Below are 22,319 nucleotides of genomic sequence, written 5' to 3'. Positions count from 1 at the left end.
CGGCGCGTATCATCCGAGGGCGAGTGCGCCGGAGCTCGCGACGAGCTCGCGGGTGAAGGGATCCCGCGGCGCCGTGAGGACCTCCTCCGTGCCCCCCTCCTCGACGATCCTGCCGTCCCGCATGATCAGCACCCGGTCGCAGACCGTGCGCACGGCGGCGAGGTCGTGCGACACGAAGACGATCGCGACCCCGCGCCGGTATTGCAGCTCGCGCAGCAGCGCGAGAATGCCGGCCTGGGTGGAGACGTCGAGCGCCGAGACCGGCTCGTCGCACACCAGCACGTCGGGCTCTGCGGCCAGGGCGCGCGCGATCGCCACCCGCTGCCGCTGGCCGCCCGAGAGCGTGGCCGGGTGCCTGCGCAGCAGCTCGGGTCCGAGGCCCACCTGCTCGAGCAGTGCCGCCGGCGTGAGAGCCGCCGCCGCGGGGGTCGACGCTGCCCCGGCGGCGCCCTTGATCGAGGCGCCGATGATGCGCTCCACCCGCCAGCGCGGGTCGAAGGTGGCGAGCGGATCCTGGGGGATCAGCCGGATGCGGCGACCCGGATCGGCGAGTTCGACGGTGCCCGCGTCGGGCTGCTCGGCGCCCACGAGCAGCCGGGCCAGCGTGCTCTTCCCCGCCCCGGACTCGCCGACGACGCCGACCGCCTCGCCCCGGCGCAGCACGAGATCGACCCCCTGCACCCCGGTCGTGCCGCCCTCCGGCGAGGGGAACCTGCGCGCTGCGCCCCGCAGCGAGAGGAGCTCGGGTCCGTCGGCCGATCCGCGCGGAGCGGCGGGCTTCGCGCCGCGCGGGATCGCGTCCACGAGCACGCGCGCGGCCGGGTGCCGTGGTCGCTCCAGCACCTCCTCGGCAGTGCCGGACTCGACGATCCGGCCGCGGTCCAGCACCGCGATGCGGTCCGCGATCCGCGCGACGCTCGCCAGGTCGTGACTGATGAGCACGAGCCCGGTGCCCTGATGCTTGACCTCGTCGAAGAGCCGCAGCACCCGGGCGGCGGTCGTCGGGTCGAGTGCGGTGGTCGGCTCGTCGGCGACGAGCAGCCGCGGCGCGTCCACGAGCGCCGAGGCGATGAGCGCGCGCTGCCGCATCCCGCCGGAGAGCTCGGTGGAGCGCTGCCGCAGGCGACGGGCCGCGTCGGGGAGGCCGGCCGCCGCCAGCGCCGCGATGACGGCCTCCCGGCGCCGGTGGCCGCGCACGCCCCGGATCGCGAGCGCCTCGCCGACCTCGGCCTCGATGGTGCGCAGCGGGTCGAGCGACTGCAGCGCGTCCTGCAGCACGAGCGACACCGTGCGCCCCCGGAGCCCGCGCCACTGGCGCTGGGACAGCCGGCGCGCATCGCGATCCGCCACCTCGAAGCGATCGGCGCGCACGCGCCAGCCGTGATCCGCCTGCGTGAGCCCGAGCAGCGTGCGGGCGAGCACCGACTTCCCGGCGCCCGACTCCCCGACGATCGCGAGGCACTCGCCGGCCTCGACGCGCAGCGACACCCCCTCCAGTACCGCGCCGGCGTCTCCCTCCCCCCGCCCCGGCCTCGCGCTCGCGAGCGAAACCGTCAACCCCGCGACCTCCAGCACGGGCGAAGCGGATTCTTCGGCGCGCTCGAGAGAGCGGCGTTCCGCCCTCCGATCCCGCCCCGGAACCCGGTCGCCCGGCCCAGGGAACCGATCACTCATGGGACACCCCTCCGATCCGCCGCCCGATCACGGTCAGCGCCGCGGCCGTGACGACGATCGCGAGGCCGGGGCACACCGTCATCCACCACGCCGTCGTCAGGTACACGCGCCCCGCATTCAGCATCGCGCCCCACTCCGGGGAGGGCGGCAGGGCGCCGAGCCCCAGAAAGCCGAGGGCGGAGACCCAGACGATGGCCTGGCCGATCCCGAGCGTGGCGGCCGAGACCAGCGGCCACAGCGAGTTCGGCGCGATGTGCCGCGAGAAGACCCGCACCGGTCCGGCCCCGTCGAGCCGGGCCCACTCGACGTATCCGCTCGATGCGATGCCGCGCACGCGGGCGCGCAGCATGCGCGCGTAGCCGGGGATCGTCGCGAGGCCGATGGCGATGATCGACGCGGTCGGGCCCGAGCCCATGACGGAGATGAAGAGCAGTGCCATCACGAGCGTGGGGAGCGCGAACAGCACCTCGAAGACGCGGCCCAGGGAGGCGTCGAGCAGTCGCGGACCCAGACCCGCGGCGAAACCGAGGGCCGCTCCGATGCCGATGCCGATGCCGGTCGCCGCGAGGCCGATGCCGACCGATGCGGCCGCGCCGTGCACCACGCGCGTGTAGAGGTCGCGCCCCGACTCGTCGGTGCCGAAGGGGTGCGCGGCCGACGGGGGAGTGAAGGCGTCGGCCGGGTGCACGGCCAGCGGGTCGCCGGGGGCGAGCAGCTGCGGTGCGCACACCGCGAGCAGGGCGAGGATCAGCACGGCGCTGCTCGCGGTTCCCGCCCATCCGAGCGACCTCCAGGCGCGCGCGGCGACCCTCACGAGCCCACCACCTCGGTCGCCGCGTTCCGGGCCGCCTGCAGCGGATCCGATGATGCCTCCCAGGGCGCGATCCCGCGCCGCAGCCGGGGATCGACGACGTGCTCCAGCAGGTCGGAGATCAGCATGATGACCACGTACAGCAGTGCGATCACCACGACCGCGCCGATCACCACCGGCACGTCGCGCACCGTGGCGGCCTCGAGCAGCATGCGGCCGAGGCCCTGCCGCGCGAACAGCGCCTCCACCACCACGGCCCCGCTGAGCAGCGAACCGTACGCCCACCCCGAGAGCGCGATGCCGGGCAGCGCGGCGTGCCGCAGGGTGTGGCGCAGCAGCACCCGCGTCTCCGAGGCGCCGCGGGCGCGGGCGGTCGTGGCGAACGGCGCCGCGTCCGCCTCGGCCAGCGAACCGTGCAGCACGTGCGCGAGGTATCCGGCGATGGGCACGGCGAGCGTGATCACGGGCAGCACCAGCCCGGCCGGCTTCGCGCCGGTGCTCGTGGCGGGCAGGATCCCGAGCCCGCTCGCGAACACCAGGATCAGCACGGCCCCGACGAAGAACTGCGGGGTGACCGAGGCGACGGTCTCGACCCCGGACAGCACCGCGCGCACCACCCGTCCGAGGCGGCCGCGGCTCACGGCCCCGATGAGGGCGCCGAACACGGCGAGCGCCCACGCGATGAGCAGGGCGAGCGTCGCGATGAGCAGGGTCGGCGGCAGGTTCGCGGCGAGCAGATCGGTGACGGGCTGCTTGCGGGCGTAGGAGTCGCCGAACTGCAGCGTCGCCGTGCGCCAGAGCTGCGCGAGATACTGCACCACCAGCGGCTGGTCGAGGCCGTAGGCCTCCTCCGCGCGGGCCACGGCCTCCGGGCCGGCCTGCGAGCCGGGGCCGCCCATGACCGCCTCGAGCGGGTCGCCCGAGATGCGCAGCGCGAAGAACACGACGGTCGCGGTGATCCACACCACGAGCAGCGCCGCGCCGATCCTCCCCGCGACGGCGCGCGCGATCCGCACGCCTCTGCTCCGGCCGCGGGTCGAGCGCGCGGAGCGGGCCGAAACCCCCTCCGAGGGAGCCCCGTCCCCTCGCTCCGCCGCTCGCTCGACCATCGGAGGGAGTTTACTCCGTCAGCTGCGCGTTGACGAAGGTCGGCGTGGCCACCGTGCCGAGGGTGGTGACACCGGTCGCGCCCTGCACCAGGAAGTGGTTCTGCTGGTCGTAGAGCGGGAGCACCGTGAAGCTCTCGAGGATGCGCTGCTGCGCGTCGGCGTAGAGCTCCGTGCGCTGCTGCTCATCGAGCGTGGCGGCCGCCTCGTCGAGGATGCGGTCGAGCTCGGGATCGGACAGCTGGGCGTTGTTGGCGAAGTATCCGGAGGGGGCGGGCACGATGCTGTCGGAGTGGTAGACCGTGCGCAGCACGGCCGGGCCGACCTTCGTGTAGGGCGCGCTCACGGCCTCGTACTCGTGGGCCGCGAGGGCGCCGTACCAGCTGCTCAGATCGACGGGGGTCAGCACGACCTCGAAGCCGACCGCCGCCGCGTTGGCCTGGATCTGCTCGAACAGCGACTGCTCCGCGGCGGTGGACTGGTTGGTGCTGACGGGGAAGCGCACGGTGAGGGTCTCACCGTCCTTGACGCGCACGCCGTCGGCGTTCTTCTCGGTCCAGCCGGCCTCGTCGAGCAGCTCGTTCGCGGCGTCGGGGTCGGTCGCGAACAGCGACTCGTCGCTCACCGCGGTGGGCTCGACGCTCGAGAGCGCCGAGTACGAACGCAGCGCGGTGCCCTGGAAGAGCGCGTCGATGCCCGGGTTCGGGTCGGCGACGCGGATGAAGGCCTCACGCACGCGGACGTCGTCGAAGGGGGCCTGGCCCGAGTTCAGCTCGATGCGGTTGGAGGCGCCGGGTCGGGGCGCGTCGATGTGCTCGATGTCTGCGCCCTCGGCGGCGACGATGTCGCTGGGCAGCGGGTTGTCGATCACGTGCACCTCGCCCGAGACGAGAGCCGCGTGACGGGTGGCGGCGTCGGGGATGAAGCGCCACTCGATGCGCTCGAGGTGGGCGGGTCCGTCGTGGTCGGCCTCCGGGCCGGGGGTGCGGTAGTCGTCGTTGCGCACCAGGTCGATCTGCTGCTGCGGGGTCCAGCTCTCGATGACGAAGGGGCCGGTGCCGATGGGCGCCTGGCAGTTCTCCTCCATGCCGCGCGCGATGCCGGCGGGCGACTGGATCGCGGTCCACTGCTGGCTCAGCGACTCGAGCAGCGCGGAATCGGGCTCCGAGAGGTGGAAGCGCACGTGCGTCTCGTCGACGGTCTCGATCTCGGCGATCTTCTGCACCGCGAGGTAGCCGGTGGACGACTGGGTCTCGGGATCCTGCAGATGCTCGATGTTGACCTTGACGGCCTCGGCGTCGAGCGGCGTGCCGTCGGTGAAGGTCACGCCCTCCTGCAGGGTGAAGTCCCAGGTGAGCCCGTCGTCGCTCGGGGTCCAGTCGCTCGCCAGCCAGGGGGTGATCGCGCCGCTCGCATCGCGGCCCACCAGCGGTTCGAGGTACTGCGTCGAGATGAGCGCCTGGGGGTAGTTGCCGCCGACGTGCGGGTCGAGGCAGGTGGGCTCGGCGTCGCCCGTCGCGTAGACGAGGGTGCCGCCCTCCTGGACGGCGCCCGATCCCGCATCGCCCCCGTTCGCGTCCGGCCCGGCGCACGAGCTGAGCACGAGCGCGCCGACGGCCGCGAGCGCCAGAAGACCGAGGCCGCGGGCGGCCCTGAGAGGGGAGGAATGCTGGATCATGGGTGCGCTGAGCTCCTGCCATTTAATAGATCGAGTCAAACAACGAGAGTTTACCGTATGGGGAGTGCCGAGCGCGGCATCCGGGGGTCGGCCCCGCGCCCGGTGCGGGCCGGCGCCCGGTGCGGGCCGGCGCCTGAGGCTGCCCGGTGCCCAGTGCGGGTCGGTGTGTGCGGGCCGGCGTCCGGTGCGGGGGAGCGGCGATAGGGTGGGGGCATGTCCACCCCCTCCCGCGGCCGACCGCACGCCTCCTCGCGCGAGGTGCTCGCCGACGCGGCCTGCGAGCTGTTCCTGGAGCAGGGCTACGAGTCCGCCTCGGTGACCGAGATCACACGCCGTGCGGGCGTGAGCCGGTCGAGCTTCTTCAACTACTTCGCTGGGAAGTCGGAGATCCTCTGGTACGTGCTCGACCGCCGGGTCGAGGCGCTGCTCGGGGCGCTCGCCGACTCGGGCGTCGAGCTGGTCGACGCCCTCGCGAGCTTCGCCGAGGGCGAGACGCCCGACACGCTGGCGCTCGCGATCGTCGACGCCCGCACGATGGGCGTGGAGGAGGAGCTCGCCACCGGTCGCGCCGCCCGGCAGGCCCGCATCGCCGACGCGGTCGCGGAGCGGCTGGTGCGCGGCGGCGCGGATCGGGTCCGCGCCGAGATCCTCGCGGCGGGCTACGCCGCAGCGCTCGTCTCCGCCGTGTGGCGCTGGGCCGATCTCGGGGCCGGACGCCATCGCCTCGATGACCTGCTCGCCGAGGCGATCGGGATCGCCCGCGAACTGCTCGGCTGACGCGCGGCCGGATCGCTCGCTCGGTGTTCCCGTGCCCCGTGCCCCCGAGCCCGCGCGCCCTCGCGCCCCCGTTCGAGTATCCCGTCATGGAGCCGCTGCACACCCTCGTTTACTGTTCGCAAATCGCCCATTCAGACCACTCGAATGGGCGATCTGCGAACAGTAAGCGCGTTTCGGCGGCGGAGCGCCGATCTGCGGGCACGGGCACGGGCGCGGCGCGAGCGAGTAGCGCGTGGCGGGTAGCCCGTGGTGGGTGGGGAGCCAGGGCAGCGCTCAGCGTGCGACCGAGGCCGCCGCGCGGTCCTGGAACGCGTGCTTGGGCACCACGAAGAGCAGGGTCGCCGCCGCGACGAGTGCGGATCCGCCGCACACCACCCAGACCGTGACGTAACCCTCGAAGCTGCCCGCCGTGCCGCCGTCCGCCGCCCCGGTGGTGCCGTGCATCAGCACGATCCCGAATATCGCGGACGCCACGGCCCCGCCGAGGGTCTTGGTCGAGTTCGTGAGCCCCGTCGCGACGCCCGTGCGGTCGGCCGGCGCGGCGGCTGCCGCCGCAGCAGGGAGGGCGGCCACGAGGGCGCCGGATCCGAGTCCCACGACGATCATGTTGGTGAGGACCTGCGAGTAGCTGTGGTGGAAGGGCAGGAACATCAGGTACCCGACGCCGATGAGCACGGCAGCCCCTGCGAGCGTGAGGCGCGGGGTGATGAGCCGGGCGCAGGAGGGGAACGCGAGCGCGCCGACCACCATCGCGATGAGGTAGATGCCGATGGCGAGCGAGGTGACGAAGCCGCGGGTGCCGATCCCGTAGCCGTAGACCTCGGGATCGGTGCGCATGAAGGTCGAGAGCGGCGCCTGGGCGCCGAGCACGCTCATGCCGAAGAGCCCGGCGGTGAGGAAGACCGGCGCGAGTGCCGGGGAGCGGAAGAGGCGCACGTCGATGAGCGGATCGGGGTGCCGCAGCTCCCAGAGCGCGAACGGCACCACGAGCAGCAGGCCGAGCAGCACCACACCCCAGGCGAGTGGATCGGCGGCGCCGTTTAGCCGCAGCAGGCTCAGGCCGCCGGTGAAGGCGATGATGGCGAAGGAGATGAGCATGAGCCCGACGAAGTCGAGTCTGCCGCCCAGCTGCACCGGGGACTCGGTCACCCCGATCGCGATGACCGCGTAGCAGGCGGCGACGAGCAGCCCGGGCACCAGCAGCACCGGCATGAGCGGCAGGGTGTCGATGAGCTGCCCGCCGGTGAGCGCGCCGCTGATCGCGCCGATCTCGAGCGCGGCGACGAGCAGTCCCGCCGCCTTCGCGGTCACCGCGGCGCGGTTCTCCTGGTCGGCGGTGCGCGACCAGATCAGCGCGATCTCGAGCGGCAGCCACACGACGTACACGCCCTGCAGGGTCCACGCCGCGAGGAACAGCGGGAAGGTGTGGAGGAAGGGCAGGGCGAGCGTGGCGAGCGCGGTGATGGCCGTCGACCAGAGCAGGATGCGCCGGTGCCCCACCATGTCGCCGAGCTTGGCGAGGGCGGGCACGACGAGCGCCGACAGCATGAGCTGCGAACCCTCCAGCCAGTTCACGTCGGCGTCGTTGACCCCGAGGTGGCGCGCGATGTCCGAGAGCATCGGCGTGTAGTAGCCCTGGATGAAGCCGCTGGTGAACTCCACGAACGCGAGGAAGGCGACCACACCCGTGAGCGCCCCGAGCGACCGGCGTGCCATGCGCGACCCCATTCACTTCGCGCCCGCGGCGGTGCGGGCGACCCTGGAGCCGAGCCTACAGGTACGCGGGATGCGCGCCGCGCCCTTCGATCGCAGTTCAGGGGGGATCGCAGCCCGCTCGGGTGTTCTCGCGAGAAGTCTCCGCTCGAACGGCGATCCACGAGCCGAATGGAGGACCCGAGAACGATGGGGGGCAGGATCTCGGGGCCGGGCCCTGCGGGAGGGCGGATCTCGCGCCGGGGACCGGGAGGCCCGGATCAGAGGCCGCGGATCAGCGCGCGGTGGAACCGCTCGCCCCGCGCCAGCTCCGAGACCGCGACCCGTTCATCGACGCCGTGGATGGTCGTGCGCAGCTCGGAGGACATCGCGAGCGGCGCGAAGCGGTAGCAGGCCGGTGCGAAGGCGTGGAAGTGGCGCGCATCGGTGGCGGCCAGCATCACGTACGGCACGGTCTGCGCGTCGGGATGCGAGTGTGCGACCGCCTCTGCGATGAGCGCGAACTGGGTGTTGTCGGTGGCCGATTCGGGCGAGGGATCGTCCCCGTCGACCACCTCGACCGCGACCCGGCGGTCGGCGATGCGTCGCCGCACGCGGCGCGCGGCGCTCGCGACGGTCTCCCCGAGGGCGATCCGCAGGTTGACGGTCGCGTCGGCCTGGGAGGGGAGCACGTTCGCCGCGGTGCCGCCGGACAGCATGGTCGGCGCCACCGTGGTGCGCACGAGCGCGGCCGGCTCGGAGCCCAGCCGGCTGAAGACCCGCGCCGTGAGCCAGGGGGATGCCGCGAGCAGCCGGTAGAGCAGGCGTGCGGGTCCGCGCCCGCGTTCGGCGAAGAGCTGCAGCATGCGCGTGACCCCCGCGGGGGTGCGGGCCGGGAAGCTGCCCGGGGTGAGGCGCCCGACCGCGCGCGAGATCCTGCCCACCGCGGTGAGCGACGGTGGTGCCGAGGCGTGCCCGCCCTCGCCGCGGGCGCTGAGCCGCAGCGTGGCGATGCCCTTCTCGCCCACGCCCACCATCGCGGCTCGCCCGCGGACGAGGGGGAGCGGGGCGTCGACCACGGCGCCGCCCTCGTCGAGAACGAGCCAGGGGATGATCCCCCGCTCCCGGAAGCGCTCGGCGATGCTCCGAGCGGCGTCGCCGAAGGTCTCCTCGTTGCCGCCGAAGGAGAGGTAGACGTCTCGGGCGGGCGTGAAGCCCTCCGCGAGCAGCCCCTCCACGGCCTCGAGGATCACGAGCAGCGGGCCCTTGTCGTCGAGGGCCCCGCGGCCGTAGACGAAGTCGTGTGCATCGGCGCCCGGGTTCCTGCTCGCGCCGCCCGCGGTGCCGTCGCCTCCCGGCGCGATGACACCCGCGAACGGCGGGTGGGTCCAGGCGTCGCTCTCGTCGACGGGCACCACGTCGAAGTGCGCCATGAGCACCGCCGGGTCCGGATCCGGATCCTCGCCCCGCCAGTGGAAGAGCAGCCCGAGGTCGGTGATCCGCTCCCGCTCCAGTCGCTCGTGCACCAGCGGGTACAGCTCTTCGAGCAGCTCGACGAAGCGCTCGAACGGCTCGTGCCCGCGCTCCTCGATCTCCGCGGAGACCGTGGGCAGCCGGATCATGCGCGCGAGCCGCTCGGCGGCTCCGGTGCGCGGTGCTGCGGTGTCGCTCATGTCCCCACCGTAACGTCTGCTCCGCCCGTTTCCCAGCGGCCGTTCGCGCGGGCCCGCCTGCTCCTCCGCATCGAGCGGGTCGTGCGGGTGGATCCTGCGACTCCGGCCGCGGGGCGGATCGCGCGAGGTTGACCGGGGTCGGACCGCGGGGCGGCCTGCGCGCAGGATGACCGGGGTCGGACCGCGGGGCGGATCGTGCGCACGAGGACCGCAGGGGCCGCACGCCGGATCTGCGGCTACGCGTTCCCGCGAGCGTGCGGCCGATCAGGATCCGCAGCCGCGATCCACCGGGGCCGCGCGCCTACAACCGGGCGGCGAGCCTCGTGCCCTGGTCGATGGCGCGCTTCGCGTCGAGCTCGGCCGCGATATCGGCCCCGCCGATGAGGTGCGCCGCGATCCCGCGCTCCGCCAGCTCGTCGTGCAGCTCGCGTGCCGGATCCTGCCCGGTGCACAGCACGATCGTGTCCACCTCGAGGGTCTGCTCCTCGCCCCCGAGGGAGAGGTGCAGACCCGTATCGTCGATCCGCCGGTAGTCGGCTCCCGGCACCATGCGCACGCCGCGGCGCGCGAGTTCGGTGCGGTGGATCCAGCCCGTCGTCCTGCCGAGGCCGGCGCCCACCTTGCTCGCCTTGCGCTGCAGCAGCGTGACGATGCGCCGCGGGCGCTCCTCCACGGGCTCGGCGAGCCCGCCCGCGCGGGTGTAGGCGGGATCGACGCCCCAGTGCGCCAGGAATCCCGCGATGTCGGCGGGATCCTCGTCGACCCCGTCGCCGCCATTCGCGGATCCGCCGCTCGTGAGGAACTCGGCCACGTCGAAGCCGATGCCGCCCGCGCCGAGGATCGCGACGCGGTCGCCCACCGGGGCGCCGTCGCGCAGCACGTCGAGATACCCCACGACCTTCGGGTGGTCGAGACCCGGGATCTCGGGGCGGCGCGGGTGCACGCCCGTCGCGAGCACGATCTCGTCGAAGCCGGCCGTGGCGAGCTCGTCGGCGCCGATCCTGTGCCCCAGGCGCAGCTCGACGCCGGTCTCCGCGAGGCGGCCGCTGAAGTAGCGCAGTGTCTCGCCGAACTCGCTCTTGCCGGGCACCCGCATGGCGACGTTGATCTGGCCGCCCACCCGGTCCGAGGCCTCGAAGAGGGTCACCTCGTGCCCGCGGGAGGCCGCAGTGGTGGCGCAGGCGAGTCCGGCCGGCCCGGATCCGACCACCGCGATGCGCTTGCGCGCGACGGCCGGTGCGATGATCAGCTCGGTCTCGTGACCGGCGCGCGGGTTGACGAGACAGGAGGTGAGTCGGCCCGAGAAGGTGTGGTCGAGGCAGGCCTGATTGCAGCCGATGCACGTGTTGATGCGGGCGGCCTCGCCCCGAGCCGATTTGCCGACGAACTCGGGGTCGGCGAGGAAGGGGCGGGCGAGGGACACGAGGTCGGCGCAGCCGTCGGCGAGCAGCCGCTCGGCCGTGTCCGGGGTGTTGATGCGGTTCGTCGTGATGAGCGGGATCGACACCGCCCCCATGACCCGCTTCGTGACCCACGCGAAGGCGCCGCGCGGCACGGAGCTCGCGATCGTGGGGATCCGCGCCTCGTGCCAGCCGATGCCCGTGTTGAGCAGGGTGGCGCCCGCCTCTTCGATGAGCCGGGCCAGCGCGATCACCTCGTCGAGCGTCGCTCCGTCGGGAACGAGATCGAGCATGGAGAGGCGGTAGACGATGATGAAGCGCTCGCCCACGGCGGCGCGCACGCGGCGCACGATCTCCACCGGGAACCGGACGCGATTCTCGAAGGATCCGCCCCAGCGGTCGTCGCGGTGGTTCGTGTGCCGCGCCGTGAACTCGTTGATGAGATAGCCCTCGGAACCCATGATCTCGACCCCGTCGTAGCCCGCGTCCTGCGCGAGTACGGCGGTGCGCACGTAGTCGTCGATCGTGCGCTCGATCTCTTCGTCGGCGAGCTCGCGCGGAGCGAGGGGGGAGATGGGTGCCTGGATCGGGCTGGGAGCGACGATGTCGGGGTGGGCGCCGTAGCGGCCCGCGTGCAGGATCTGGAGCGCGATGCGTCCGCCCGCGGCGTGCACGGCGTCGGTGACGATGCGGTGCGGGGCCGCCTCGGTATCGCTCGTGAGCTTCGCCGCGCCGGGCTTCAGGCGGCCCTCGGCGCTGGGCGCGATGCCGCCCGTGACGATGAGCGCCGCATCGGCGCGCTCGCGGTAGAACGCCGCGAGACGCTCGAATCCGCCGGGCACCTCTTCGAGACCGAGGTGCATGGACCCCATGATCACGCGGTTGGGGAGCGTGGTGAACCCGAGGTCGAGGGGCTCGAGGAGATGCGGGTAGGTCTGCGCTGACATGCTCACCGTTCGGTCGTTCGGGGCCGCCGCCGGAGCCGGCATCGCTCTCGGCCGCGACCGTTCGCGGATGCCCCGAATGTAGTGGGACCTCTCAAGGAATGTCGAGCCGGATGTGGTGAACGTACAAAGACGAGTGCCCGATCCCCGAAGCCGCCTACCCGAAGCCGCCCGCCCGGACCCGGGCCTGCCCGGACCCGGGCCCGCCCGCCCGATATTCGCGCGTCAGTAGTTGTCGCCAAACCGGAGGAATGGCGGCAACTACTGGCGCGCGTGGTGAATGGGCCGCGGGGCGGATCGGTATGCCCGAGCCCGTCCGGGCGGTGGCTCGCCCCGTGCGCCCCGCGTTTCCGCCCGCAACCCGCATCGAACGCGGAGCGCCGGGCGCAAAAAACGGGGGTGCGGGGCCGAAGCCCCGCACCCCCGCCTGTCGCGTGCGACTTAGAGCGCGCGGATGTTGCTCGCCTGCAGGCCCTTGGGGCCCTGCTCGACGTCGAACTCGACGCGCTGGTTCTCGAAGAGATCGCGACGGCCATTGCCCTGGATCGCGCTGAAGTGGGCGAAGACGTCGGATGCTCCGTCGTCAGGGGTGATGAAGCCGAAGCCCTTTTCGGAGTTGAACCATTTCACGGTGCCGGTGGTCATGCTGTGTTTCCTTCGTGTTGCTGGCCGCGGGATGCGGCCGGGGTACCACGGCGACGGCGCCGACGTGGAGACTGGTAGCGTGCCGTGATCCCGGGGGATCGTGGCGATAAAACGTGCTGGAGTGTTCCTACGTTCGGCATTACTGGTCTTGCGGTCGAGCCTAGCCCACTCTCGGGCGATCGGCCTGAGATCGTGACCGTCTTGTGTCCTTCGGTGACGCCGACCCGGCTTGACAGTTCGCGAAGCGGGCGTATTCTTACTTATGGTCAGATTGACTATAAGGTGGGGATTACGGCGGAGAGGGGGTGGATCGTGCAGTACGAGAGCATCAGTGCGAGCGAGCGGCGCTACCTGCCGCCCGCGGTCGCGGTGTCGGTGGTCGCCTTCGCGCTGCACCCGCCCGCGGACGCGGTGCTCGGCGAACCCGCCGCGCCGGCTGCCGAGACGACCCTCTGGATCCCGCTGGTGCGCCGCACGCGCGCCCCGTTCCAGGGGCTCTGGGCCCTTCCCGGCGGCCCCACCCAGTGGGACGAGACGCTCAGCGACACCGCCCTGCGCACCCTGCGCGACGCGGTGCTGCGCGACCCCGGCTACCTGGAGCAGTTGTACTCCTTCGGCGGGGTCGAGCGATCCGCCGAGGCGCAGCGGCTCGTGACGATCGCCTACTGGGCGCTCTACGGCGAGCACGACCTCGACGCGGTTCCGAGGCCCGTCGCGACGCTCGGCACCGCCCCGCGCGCGACCGATCCGGCAGACGGCGGCCGCGATCCGCGGCCCGTGCGGCGCTGGGACGACCCGGCGACCCCGCCCCAGACCCACTCCGGAACCGAGCAGGGTCCGCCTGCAGCGGGCTCCGAGCGCGACGCGAACGTCGCGTGGTTCTCGGCGGACCGCCTGCCCGAACTCGCGTTCGACCACGCCGAGATCGTGGCGTACGCCCTCGCCCGGCTGCGCTCCAAGACCGAGTACGCCGCGGTGGCGCACCGCTTCCTCGGCCCGGTGTTCACGCTCGCGCGCCTGCGGGCCGTGTACGAGGCCGTGCTCGGCGAGTCGGTCGATCCCGCGAACTTCCGCAGACAGGCCCTCGCGCAGGGCAATCTCATCGATACCGGCGAGGTCGAGACGGGTACCCCCCACCGGCCCGCGCGGCTCTACCGCTTCCGCGGCGATCCCTCCCTCGCGGGGGATCCCGATCGCCCCGGTGTCCCGCAACGCAACCATCACATCGCAACGAGGAGCGCATCATGACGAGCGTGCACGAACTCATCCGAGCCGCCGCAGAGCGCGAGGCCTCCGCACGGGCCCCGCGGGGCCGTCCGGCGGGCCCGGCGCATCGCCGGCCCATCGTGCTGCGCGCGACCGGCGCCTCGAGCTGCGACTCGGGTCTCGTGCGCGACCCGTGGGCGATCGATCGCGCCCCCGGGTACGGCCCCGGGGCGTCGGTGGCCGACGCGATCCCCGGGGACGCGCCGCGGCAGGGTCCGCTGCCGGCCCGCTACACCGACGCATCGGAGGAGCAGCTGCACGAGTGGATCGTCGCGGCGAAGGCCGAGCTCGGGCAGCGGGTGCAGATCCTCGGCCACTTCTACCAGCGCGACGAGATCGTGCAGCACGCCGACTTCGTGGGAGACTCCTTCATGCTGGCGCAGGCCGCGAAGCAGCACCCGGAGGCCGAGGCCTTCGTGTTCTGCGGGGTGCATTTCATGGCCGAGACCGCCGACATCCTGTCGGGGCCCGAGCAGGCGGTGATCCTGCCGAACCTCGCCGCCGGCTGCTCGATGGCCGACATGGCCACGATCGACCAGGTCGAGGCGTGCTGGCGGGAGCTGACCGCGGCGCTGGGGCCGGCCGAGGGCGGGCTGCAGCCCGTGATCCCGGTCACCTACATGAACTCCTCCGCGGCCATCAAGGCCTTCTGCGGCCGCAACGGGGGCATCGTCTGCACCTCGTCGAACGCCCGCACCGTGCTCGAGTGGGCCTTCGAGCGCGGGCAGCGCGTCGTGTTCTTCCCCGATCAGCATCTCGGCCGCAACACGGCGAAGGCGATGGGGATCGCGGAGGAGCAGATGCCGCTGTGGCGCCCGCACCTGCCGCTCGGCGGCAGCACCGAGGAGCAGCTGCGCGACGCCCGGGTGATCCTGTGGAACGGCTTCTGCTCCGTGCACAAGCGCTTCACCGTCGCCCAGATCGAGCAGGCGCGCGCCGAGTACCCCGGCGTGAAGGTCATCGTGCATCCCGAGTGCCCGGCCGCGGTCGTGGAGGCCGCCGACGGCGCGGGCTCCACCGAGTACATCCGCAAGGAGATCGAGGCCGCCGAACCGGGCAGCGTGATCGCGGTGGGCACGGAGATCAACCTCGTGAACCGGCTGCAGCAGCAGCGCCCCGACCTCACGATCTTCTGCCTCGACCCCGTCGTCTGCCCGTGCTCGACGATGTACCGCATCCACCCGGCGTACCTCGCCTGGACGCTCGAGTCGCTCGTCGCGGGCGAGACTCCCAATCGCATCGTGGTCTCCGACGACGTGGCGGGCGACTCGCGCGTCGCCCTCGAGCGGATGCTCGCGGCCCGGCCGTGATCCTCGTCATCGGCTCCGGCGTCGCGGGCCTCGCCTGCGCGGTCGCCGCAGTGAACGCCGGAGCGGACGTGACCCTGGCCACCCCCGGGGTGCTCACGGGGGACGGCCCGGACGGCGGTGCCGCCGCCGATGCGCTCGCCGGCGGCAGCACCGCGCTGGCGCAGGGCGGGGTCGCGGCCGCCATCGGCGCAGGAGACAGTCCCGCGCAGCACCTCGCCGACACGGTGGCGGCCGGAGCCGGGCTCGTCGACGCCGAGGCGGCGGAGGCGCTCACGGGATCCGGCGCGCGGGCCGTGCGCCGGCTGCTCGCCGAGGGATTCGCCGCGGATCGAGGCGACGACGGCGGTCCCGCGCTCGGCCTCGAGGCCGCGCACGGGCGGCATCGCATCGTGCACGCGGGAGGCGACCGCACCGGGGCGGTGCTGCACGCGTTCCTCGCGGGGCGGGTGCGCGTCCTCGCCGCGGAGGGACGGATCCTGCTGCGCGAGCGACGCACCGCGGTGTCGCTGCTCACCGACTCGGGAGCCGTCACCGGGGCGGTGCTGAGCGGGACCGACGGCCTCGAGACCGTTCGGGCGCAGGCCACCGTGCTGGCGACGGGTGGCTACGCGGGCCTCTACCCGCGCAGCTCGAATCCCGCGTCGTCGCGCGGCGCCGGCGTGGTGCTCGCGGCGCGAGCGGGCGCCCTCGTCGCGGATCTGGAGTTCGTGCAGTTCCACCCCACCGTGCTGCACGGCACCGGGGCGCTGATCTCGGAGGCGGTGCGCGGTGCCGGTGCGGTACTGCTCGACGGCTCCGGATCCCGCTTCATGGCGGAGCGCCACCCGCTTGCGGAGCTCGCGCCCCGCGACGTGGTGTCGCGGGAGATCGGCCGGGTGCTGAGGGACCGCGGCGAGGCGGCGGTGCTGCTCGACGCGACCGCGATCGAGCGGGCGGAGGGCGCCGGTGCGCTTGCGCGACGATTCCCGGGGATCTCCGCCGCCACCGCCGCCCGCGGCTACGACTGGGCGCGCGAGCCGATCCCCGTGTCGCCGGCCGCGCACTACACGATGGGCGGAGTGGCGAGCGACCTCGACGGCCGTACGAGCGTACCGGGGCTGTTCGTCGCGGGCGAGGCCGCCTGCACGGGGGTGCACGGTGCCAACCGGCTCGCATCGAACTCCCTGCTCGAGGGCCTGGTCTTCGGGGAGCGCGCGGGGCTCGCGGCGCGCCTCTTCGCGAGCGGCGAGGGATCCGCCGCCGACTGGACGCCGCGCGGTGCGGGGTTCGTCTCGCTCGAACGGGAGTCCCGCGTGGCGGGGATCCAGGCGGTTCAGGCGGCCGGGGCGACGCCGACGTCGACGACACCGACGTCGGTGTCCTCCGCGGCGGCGCGGGAAGCCGCCGAGGCGATGCCGTCGATGGCCGGCCTCCGGCCCGCGGACGGCGACGAGACCGCGCTCGTGGAGATGATCCGCGTGGCGGCGCTCGAGCGCACGGAGTCGCGAGGCGCCCATCAGCGGCTCGACCACCCGGACACCGATCCGGCTCAGGCGGTGCGGCGCGCGTACCGCTTCGTGCTGCCCCCGGACGAGGAGTCCGTTCCCGTTCGCCTCCCCGATCTCGTTCCCGTCCCGATCTCCGAGCAGAGGAGCCTCTCATCGTGCTGACCACCCGCATCATCGAGAACGTCGTGCGCACCGCGCTCGACGAGGACGCGCCGTGGGGCGATCTGACGGCGGAGCTCGCGATCCCGGCGGGCACGCGCGTCGAGACCCGCCTCGCGGCACGGGAGCCGGGCGTCTTCGCGGGCGGTCCGCTCGTCGTGGAGACCTTCCGGCAGACGGACCCCGCGATCGAGGTCTCCGCGCTGGTCGATGAGGGCGAGGCCTTCGAGGCGGGGGACACGCTCGCCCGGATCTCCGGGCCGGCGCGCGGGGTGCTCACCGGGGAGCGCGTGGCGCTGAACCTCGCGCAGCGGATGAGCGGTGTGGCCGCGCTCACCTCCCGCTACGTCGCCGCGGTGGCCCACACGCGTGCGCGCATCGCGGACACGCGCAAGACCACCCCCGGTCTGCGCGCGCTCGAGAAGCACGCGGTGCGGGCCGGCGGGGGAGCCAACCATCGTTTCGGGCTCTCGGACGCGATCATGGTGAAGGACAACCACCTCGCGGCTCTGGGCGCGGTCGATGCCGCGACCACCACGGCGGCGCTGTGCGAACTGCGGGAGCGCGCGGGGCACACCACCTCGATCATCGTCGAGGTGGACCGTCTGGATCAGCTCGACGCCGTGCTCGCGGCGGAGGTCACCGGCATCCTGCTCGACAACTTCTCGCTGGAGGACCTCGCGACCGGGGTGCGCCTGATCGGCGGTCGCGCGGTCGCGGAGGCGAGCGGGGGCGTGACGCTCGACACGGTCGCGGAGATCGCGGAGACCGGGGTCGACGTGATCTCGGTGGGACAGCTGACCCACGGTGCCCGAGCGCTCGATCTCGGCCTCGACGCCGCGTGACCGGGAACGGGAGCCGGAGCATGAGCGCATCCCGGGTTCGCGGGCGGGGGATCGCCCTGGTCGGAGCGCCGAAGTGAGCGAGGACACGGCTGTGCGGGATGGTGACTCGCAGCGGTATCTCGACGCCGCCGCGACCGCGCCGCTGCGGGCGGAGGCCCGCGCCGCGCTGATCGACGCGCTCGATGCCGGAGCGGCGAACCCGTCGAGCGTGCACGCCGCGGGGCATCGAGCGCGCACGATCGTCGACGAGGCGCGCGAGCGGGTGGCGGCGGCGCTCGGAGCCCGACCCGGAGAGGTGATCTTCACCTCGGGCGGGACCGAGGCGAACAATCTCGCGATCATCGGCCTCGCACTCGCGAATCCGCGCGGGCGGCACCTGGTCACCACCGTGATCGAGCACCCCTCCGTGCTGGAGAGCTGCCGGTACCTCGAACGCGTGTTCGGGTTCGAGCTGACGCTGCTCGACGTCGACGAGGACGGCCGCGTCTCCGCGGGCGTGCTCGCCGCGGTGCTGCGACCGGACACCACGCTCGTGTCGATCGGGCTCGCGAACGGCGAGGTGGGCAGTGTGCAGCCGGTACCGGAGATCGCGGCGGTCGCGAGGGCGGCCGGAGCGATCGTGCACACGGACGCCGTGCAGGCGGCGCCGTCGCTGCCGGTGTCGTTCGGATCCGCGGTGGAGGGCTCCGCCGCCGACGAACCCGCGGGCGATGGATCCTGGCCGGGCGCCGTCGTCGACGCGATGACGGTGGCCTCGCACAAGTTCGGAGGCCCGCAGGGCGCAGGCGCGCTGCTGCTGCGCGGGCATCTGCCCCTGGAACCGCTGCTGCACGGCGGAGGGCAGGAGCGCGGCGCGCGCTCGGGCACCGAGAACGTGGCCGCGATCGCGGGCTTCGGCGCGGCGGTGCAGGCGTGCAGCGCGACCGTCGGCACCCGTGCGGTCGAGCTCATGCGCAGCCGCGACGCGCTCGTCGAGCTCGTGCTCGCGGAGATCCCCGGATCCCGGCTCACGGGTCACGCGAGCGAGCGCCTGCCCGGGCACGCGTCGTTCGTGGTCGAGGGGGTGAGCGGGGAGTCGTTGCTGGTGGCGCTCGACGCCGCGGGTTTCGCGGTCTCCTCGGGCTCGGCCTGCGCCGCGGGCAAGGACGAGCCGTCGCCGACGCTGCTGGCACTGGGCCTCACTCCCGAGCTCGCGCAGACGGCGATCCGCTTCACCCTTCCGGCGCCGCTGCCCGAGGAGGAACTCGCGCGGATCGTCGCCGTCCTGCGCGGCGAGGTAGCGGCCGCCGCGCCGCGGCGGATGCTCTCCTGAGGAAAGCCCGCCGTCCTGCGCGAGCGTGCGAGTCGCGGGATCCGCACGCGAGGATGCTGCTGCTGCGACTCTGGAGCGAAGGCTCCAGCAACAGATTCGGAGAACGCTGACCCGTTTCCTCCCGAGGATCTGCAGGACTCGCGCAGCATGACCGGCTTCGCCGCGCGCAGGACGACGGGTTTCATCGCAGGATCTGTGGAACGACCTTTTCGGGGCGGTGTCGAGGGGCGCCTACGCCGCACGCCCAGCTCGGCTCTCACGGCGCGGACGCGGCGCGTAGAGCGGGAAGGAGACCAGCCGCTCGACCATGCGGGCGAGTTCGTCGCCGGGGTCGAGGGCCGCGGCCTCGAGAGCCTGCCGGTGCGCCACCGAACTGTTGCCGCCGAGTAAATACTGTTGTGTGACGCCGGACCTTCGCTTACAGCCGCCCCTCGGCGTTGCCTCATCCACAGATTCCCGGATGCCGTGCGGCGGCGCCGCTCGGGCACGCACATTGGGGTGATGGAGGATGTCGACGCTGACGGGCCGGTTATGGGTGGCCCCTGCTGGTCCTGCCGCGGGGGCACTCTCGTGTGGTGGGAGGCGTGGTGGGAATGCTCCCGCTGTGATGAGGTGACGTTCCCAGGGATCGCGATTGTCGGGGGAGAGGCGTAATCTCTATCGAACATAGTTTCGAATGGAGGAGTCATGCCGCGCCCCGTGCCGATCGAGGTGGACCTCAACACCTGGCTCATCATGCGCACCAACCCGACGCAGCCGTCCGCGCTGGTGGAGCGTGTGACCCACGAGAACGGGATCACCCGCTACATGCTGTTCACGTGGTCCTCAAACCCGACTGCGCGCCGCCTGATCGGGGTGTTCGACTCGCTCGACGCCGCCAACGAAGACGTGCCGCACTCGGAATCCAGAGGCAGCCGCGACGACGGCCGCGGCGGCTGGCCCCCCGGAGCGCACGACCCGATGCCGGTATGAACTCATCCATGAGCCCCGACCCGCTCGACATTGAGGCGGAGACCGCCGCACTCGGAGCGCTCTGGGTTGAGGACGACCAGGGCCTACCGGAGGCGGCCGGCGCGGCGTAGCCTGAGGCCATGTGCAACAGCTACGGTCTCGGCGGCTACCTCCGCGATGGAGAGGAGCCCAGTAGCCCGCTGCGTCCTCTCGACGTCCGGAAGAACGTGGTCGAGATCGCGGAGTGGGCGAGGTCCAGGAAGGGTAGCGCCCGGATCACGGGGAAGAACGCGCTCAATCTGAATCCCATCATCCGAGCGGACTCTAGCGGCGAGCGCAGCCTCGAGTTCGCGTGGTGGTGGCTGTGGCTCGACGGCTCGGGGCCCGTGAAGTTCTCAGCGTTCAACAGCCGCGACGACAAACTGCTGCGGTCATGGAAGCGCCCGTTCCAGCACCGCGCACTCCTCCCCGCATCCTGGTACGTCGAGAAGAAAGGCCGATTCGCGCTCGGCGGCGAGCAGTTCGGGATCGCGGCCGTCACATCGACCGTCACCCAGGACGACGGCACCGAACTCGTCACCTACTCAATGGTCACCCGTGACGCACCAGAAGGCAGTGAGGCTGCTGAGTACTGGCCCCGCATGCCGCTCGTGTTGCCCCGTGACGAGCACGACGAATGGCTCGACCCGGCGAGGCCCGGCGACGACGAACTCGTTGCTCAGGTGCGACTCGCATCGGAGGAGATCTCTCACGCGCTGACAACGGGCGCCGACGCCCCGTAGACGCACAAAGCGAATAGCCCCGCGCACCCTCCGAATGGAGAATGCGCGGGGCAGCAGGGTATTCGCTCCAAGACCACCTTGGGGTTCCGGGGGGAAGGCGGTCAAGAAGAAGGGGGACAGAGAGGGACACCGAGCGTCCGCCAGACCCCCGGTGTCCTTCTTCCCCCACCCCCAACATAACCCAGAACCAGGAATTAAGAAATGACCCCCACCCGGCCCGGAGGCTAGGTGGGGGTCTACTCGTTCGCGAGAGCGCGTGTCAGGCGTTCGGCTGGTAGTCGTCGGGGATGCCCTTCGAGATGATCGACAGGTACGAGGCCGTGCCCGCGAGCACTGCGGTCGCGGTTGCGGAGATGACTCCGAGTGCGACGCCGAGCGCCCAATCGCCGGACAGGGTGACGGCGACGGCGGTCGTCGGGATCGCGGAGGCGAGCGACTGGGCGCCGGTGCGGATGAAGCCGCGCTTCGCGGCACGCTGAGTGTCAGCGGGGATGATGTTGGTCATGGCTTCTCCTTGGGGTTGAGGGTGTCTTCGATGTTGGTGACGCGTTGCTCGAGTGCGGCGTCTCTGCGTTCCTGCTCGGGGGACCAGCCGGTCGACCAGGCGAGGTGGGCGCCGAGTTTCTCGGCGACCTCGTCCTGTTTCTCGTCGACGCGGTCGAGTTTCTCCTCGGTGCGGAACACGCGCGCTTCGAGCCGGCCGAGGTCGCGGCGCATGCCCCGGAACTCGGCCATGACGGCGGCTTGGTTGTGGTCGATGTTGTCGCGCAGGTTGTAGGGCTGCCCGTTGGGGAGGATGTGCGAGTTCGTGACCTGGTCTTTCACGGCTTTGAGCTCGCGGCGTTGGTGCTGGATCATCGCGACGAGGACCGTGGCGATGGCCGTGGTGATTACGCCGGCGAGGCCGACGATCGCGACCATCACCTGTTCCGTCATTCGCGTCGCCTCCCCACCCACCAGCCGATCCCGATCACGAGCGATGCTGCCGGGATCGCGAGGCCTGCGCCGAGCAGCAGCCACTCGGCGGGGTTCACGCCTTCCCTGCCCGGACGGCTGCGCACGAGGTCTTGGTCCGGTTATAGAGCGAGTCGGTGACGCGGGTGAAGCTGCCGGTGCCGAAGCCCGTGGCGATGTTGTTGTTGTCGGCGGGCTTCTTCGTGACGTATTCCATGAAGAACCCGGAGATGGGGCTGAACACGGCGACGTTGTAGGTGTCTCCGGTCATGTAGTAGATGCCCTTGAGCTGGTTCATGATGGCTTCCTCTTTCTGGGATGCGGTCTTGGTGGGGGTGCGGTCGGTGTTGATGTTGCCGACGGTGAGGGCTCGGGGCCGCAGGTAGCCGATGATCCCCGACGTGATGAGGTCCGCAACCTGGACCGCGCCGGGGTTCTGGGTGAGGCAGCGCAGCATCCGTCCGCCGTGCGTGACGGCGAGGACGGTGGCGACGTGCGACCACGGATACCATGCGGATCCGTACTCCCAGAACGCGACGTCGCCGGCGCGCGGGGTGGCGTTCGCGGGCAGGATCTCGAACCACCGTTCGAGGCCTGCCGCGCGGGCGTTGTGGTAGACGTTGCAGGCGTAGCCCTGGTGAGGCCAGGTGCCGCCGGCGTTCGTGTACGTCGGCCACGACGAGACGCCCAGGAACGTCGTCGCGTAGTGCGACCACTGATCCCAGCACTGCGCCCCGAACACGCGGTCCACGTCGATCCATTGGTAGCGGACCCGCTCCACGTAAGTAGCAAGATCGGCCTCGGTGAGCATCTGGGCTCCTTCCGATAGGTATGCGAAGAGGGGAGCCACCAC

General features: G+C 72.3%; 20 protein-coding genes. 8 read left to right on the top strand and 12 right to left on the bottom strand.

All coding sequences use genetic code 11. The features are described from left to right. Nucleotides 1-9: 9 nt before the first annotated feature. The 4 genes from ACWKZU_RS04910 to ACWKZU_RS04895 form a co-directional block, all read right to left on the bottom strand. Nucleotides 10-1,575, bottom strand: coding sequence for an ABC transporter ATP-binding protein (locus tag ACWKZU_RS04910; protein ID WP_449281278.1), 1,566 nt, complete (start codon nucleotides 1,573-1,575; stop codon nucleotides 10-12). A gap of 91 nt (nucleotides 1,576-1,666) precedes the next feature. Next, on the bottom strand, nucleotides 1,667-2,488 hold the full coding sequence (locus tag ACWKZU_RS04905; RefSeq protein WP_449281277.1) for an ABC transporter permease: 822 nt from the start codon (nucleotides 2,486-2,488) through the stop codon (nucleotides 1,667-1,669). After that, nucleotides 2,485-3,495 carry an ABC transporter permease gene (locus ACWKZU_RS04900; protein ID WP_449281423.1) on the bottom strand — a complete coding sequence of 337 codons (1,011 nt, stop codon included), beginning with the start codon at nucleotides 3,493-3,495 and terminating at the stop codon, nucleotides 2,485-2,487. The genes ACWKZU_RS04905 and ACWKZU_RS04900 overlap by 4 nt, the downstream gene beginning before the upstream one ends. A 109-nt stretch (nucleotides 3,496-3,604) precedes the next feature. Then, a complete protein-coding gene (locus tag ACWKZU_RS04895; protein WP_449281276.1) occupies nucleotides 3,605-5,269 on the bottom strand; it encodes an ABC transporter substrate-binding protein in 1,665 nt (554 codons plus the stop codon). Between the two features lie 213 nt (nucleotides 5,270-5,482). On the opposite strand from ACWKZU_RS04895, the gene ACWKZU_RS04890 reads away from it, so the two are divergent. Then, nucleotides 5,483-6,046, top strand: coding sequence for a TetR/AcrR family transcriptional regulator (locus ACWKZU_RS04890; protein WP_449281275.1), 564 nt, complete (start codon nucleotides 5,483-5,485; stop codon nucleotides 6,044-6,046). A gap of 273 nt (nucleotides 6,047-6,319) precedes the next feature. On the opposite strand, the gene ACWKZU_RS04885 is transcribed toward ACWKZU_RS04890, so the two are convergent. The 4 genes from ACWKZU_RS04885 to ACWKZU_RS04870 all read right to left on the bottom strand — a co-directional run bounded on the left by ACWKZU_RS04885 (nucleotide 6,320) and on the right by ACWKZU_RS04870 (nucleotide 12,400). Further along, nucleotides 6,320-7,762: an MFS transporter gene (locus ACWKZU_RS04885; protein WP_449281274.1), complete on the bottom strand. Its 1,443-nt coding sequence runs from the start codon at nucleotides 7,760-7,762 to the stop codon at nucleotides 6,320-6,322. A gap of 257 nt (nucleotides 7,763-8,019) precedes the next feature. Further along, nucleotides 8,020-9,411: a M20/M25/M40 family metallo-hydrolase gene (locus ACWKZU_RS04880; RefSeq protein ID WP_449281273.1), complete on the bottom strand. Its 1,392-nt coding sequence runs from the start codon at nucleotides 9,409-9,411 to the stop codon at nucleotides 8,020-8,022. Between the two features lie 301 nt (nucleotides 9,412-9,712). Then, nucleotides 9,713-11,758 (bottom strand): oxidoreductase, encoded by a 2,046-nt coding sequence (locus ACWKZU_RS04875; protein WP_449281422.1) that lies wholly within the window; start codon nucleotides 11,756-11,758, stop codon nucleotides 9,713-9,715. A gap of 438 nt (nucleotides 11,759-12,196) precedes the next feature. Next, complete coding sequence (locus ACWKZU_RS04870; protein WP_119074526.1) at nucleotides 12,197-12,400, bottom strand: cold-shock protein; 204 nt, start codon at nucleotides 12,398-12,400, stop codon at nucleotides 12,197-12,199. A 312-nt stretch (nucleotides 12,401-12,712) separates the two neighbouring features. Here ACWKZU_RS04870 and ACWKZU_RS04865 point away from each other — a divergent pair, with 312 nt between their 5' ends. The 5 genes from ACWKZU_RS04865 to ACWKZU_RS04845 all read left to right on the top strand — a co-directional run bounded on the left by ACWKZU_RS04865 (nucleotide 12,713) and on the right by ACWKZU_RS04845 (nucleotide 18,779). Further along, nucleotides 12,713-13,648 carry an NUDIX hydrolase gene (locus ACWKZU_RS04865; protein ID WP_449281272.1) on the top strand — a complete coding sequence of 312 codons (936 nt, stop codon included), beginning with the start codon at nucleotides 12,713-12,715 and terminating at the stop codon, nucleotides 13,646-13,648. Next, a complete protein-coding gene (nadA, locus tag ACWKZU_RS04860) occupies nucleotides 13,645-14,976 on the top strand; it encodes a quinolinate synthase NadA (RefSeq protein WP_449281271.1) in 1,332 nt (443 codons plus the stop codon). The genes ACWKZU_RS04865 and nadA overlap by 4 nt, the downstream gene beginning before the upstream one ends. Then, nucleotides 14,973-16,625, top strand: coding sequence for an L-aspartate oxidase (locus ACWKZU_RS04855; protein ID WP_449281270.1), 1,653 nt, complete (start codon nucleotides 14,973-14,975; stop codon nucleotides 16,623-16,625). Before nadA ends, ACWKZU_RS04855 begins: the two co-directional genes overlap by 4 nt. Next, nucleotides 16,619-17,467, top strand: a complete 849-nt coding sequence (gene nadC, locus ACWKZU_RS04850) for a carboxylating nicotinate-nucleotide diphosphorylase (RefSeq protein ID WP_449281269.1) — start codon at nucleotides 16,619-16,621, stop codon at nucleotides 17,465-17,467. Before ACWKZU_RS04855 ends, nadC begins: the two co-directional genes overlap by 7 nt. 73 nt (nucleotides 17,468-17,540) lie before the next feature. Next, a complete protein-coding gene (locus ACWKZU_RS04845) occupies nucleotides 17,541-18,779 on the top strand; it encodes a cysteine desulfurase family protein (RefSeq protein WP_449281268.1) in 1,239 nt (412 codons plus the stop codon). Nucleotides 18,780-19,010: 231 nt separating this feature from the next. Here the strand turns inward: ACWKZU_RS04845 and ACWKZU_RS04840 are convergent, their stop codons facing one another. Further along, nucleotides 19,011-19,148, bottom strand: coding sequence for a hypothetical protein (locus ACWKZU_RS04840; RefSeq protein ID WP_449281267.1), 138 nt, complete (start codon nucleotides 19,146-19,148; stop codon nucleotides 19,011-19,013). A gap of 318 nt (nucleotides 19,149-19,466) precedes the next feature. Between ACWKZU_RS04840 and ACWKZU_RS04835 the strand changes: the two genes are divergently transcribed. Both ACWKZU_RS04835 and ACWKZU_RS04830 read left to right on the top strand, forming a co-directional pair. Then, a complete protein-coding gene (locus ACWKZU_RS04835; RefSeq protein WP_449281266.1) occupies nucleotides 19,467-19,751 on the top strand; it encodes a hypothetical protein in 285 nt (94 codons plus the stop codon). Between the two features lie 119 nt (nucleotides 19,752-19,870). After that, entirely contained in the window at nucleotides 19,871-20,512 is a 642-nt protein-coding gene (locus tag ACWKZU_RS04830) for an SOS response-associated peptidase family protein (RefSeq protein WP_449281265.1), read from the top strand. A 259-nt stretch (nucleotides 20,513-20,771) separates the two neighbouring features. On the opposite strand, the gene ACWKZU_RS04825 is transcribed toward ACWKZU_RS04830, so the two are convergent. From ACWKZU_RS04825 to ACWKZU_RS04815, 3 genes are all read right to left on the bottom strand, one after another. Further along, a complete protein-coding gene (locus tag ACWKZU_RS04825; protein WP_449281264.1) occupies nucleotides 20,772-21,017 on the bottom strand; it encodes a hypothetical protein in 246 nt (81 codons plus the stop codon). Next, the gene (locus ACWKZU_RS04820; protein WP_449281263.1) at nucleotides 21,014-21,448 is read right to left on the bottom strand and encodes a hypothetical protein; all 435 of its coding nucleotides are present in this window, start codon (nucleotides 21,446-21,448) and stop codon (nucleotides 21,014-21,016) included. Before ACWKZU_RS04820 ends, ACWKZU_RS04825 begins: the two co-directional genes overlap by 4 nt. A 94-nt stretch (nucleotides 21,449-21,542) precedes the next feature. Continuing rightward, nucleotides 21,543-22,277 carry a CHAP domain-containing protein gene (locus tag ACWKZU_RS04815; RefSeq protein ID WP_449281262.1) on the bottom strand — a complete coding sequence of 245 codons (735 nt, stop codon included), beginning with the start codon at nucleotides 22,275-22,277 and terminating at the stop codon, nucleotides 21,543-21,545. Nucleotides 22,278-22,319 lie beyond the last annotated feature (42 nt).

The sequence above is a fragment of the Leucobacter sp. genome, from assembly GCF_053528595.1.
This window is presented reverse-complemented; position numbering and strand designations above follow the sequence as displayed.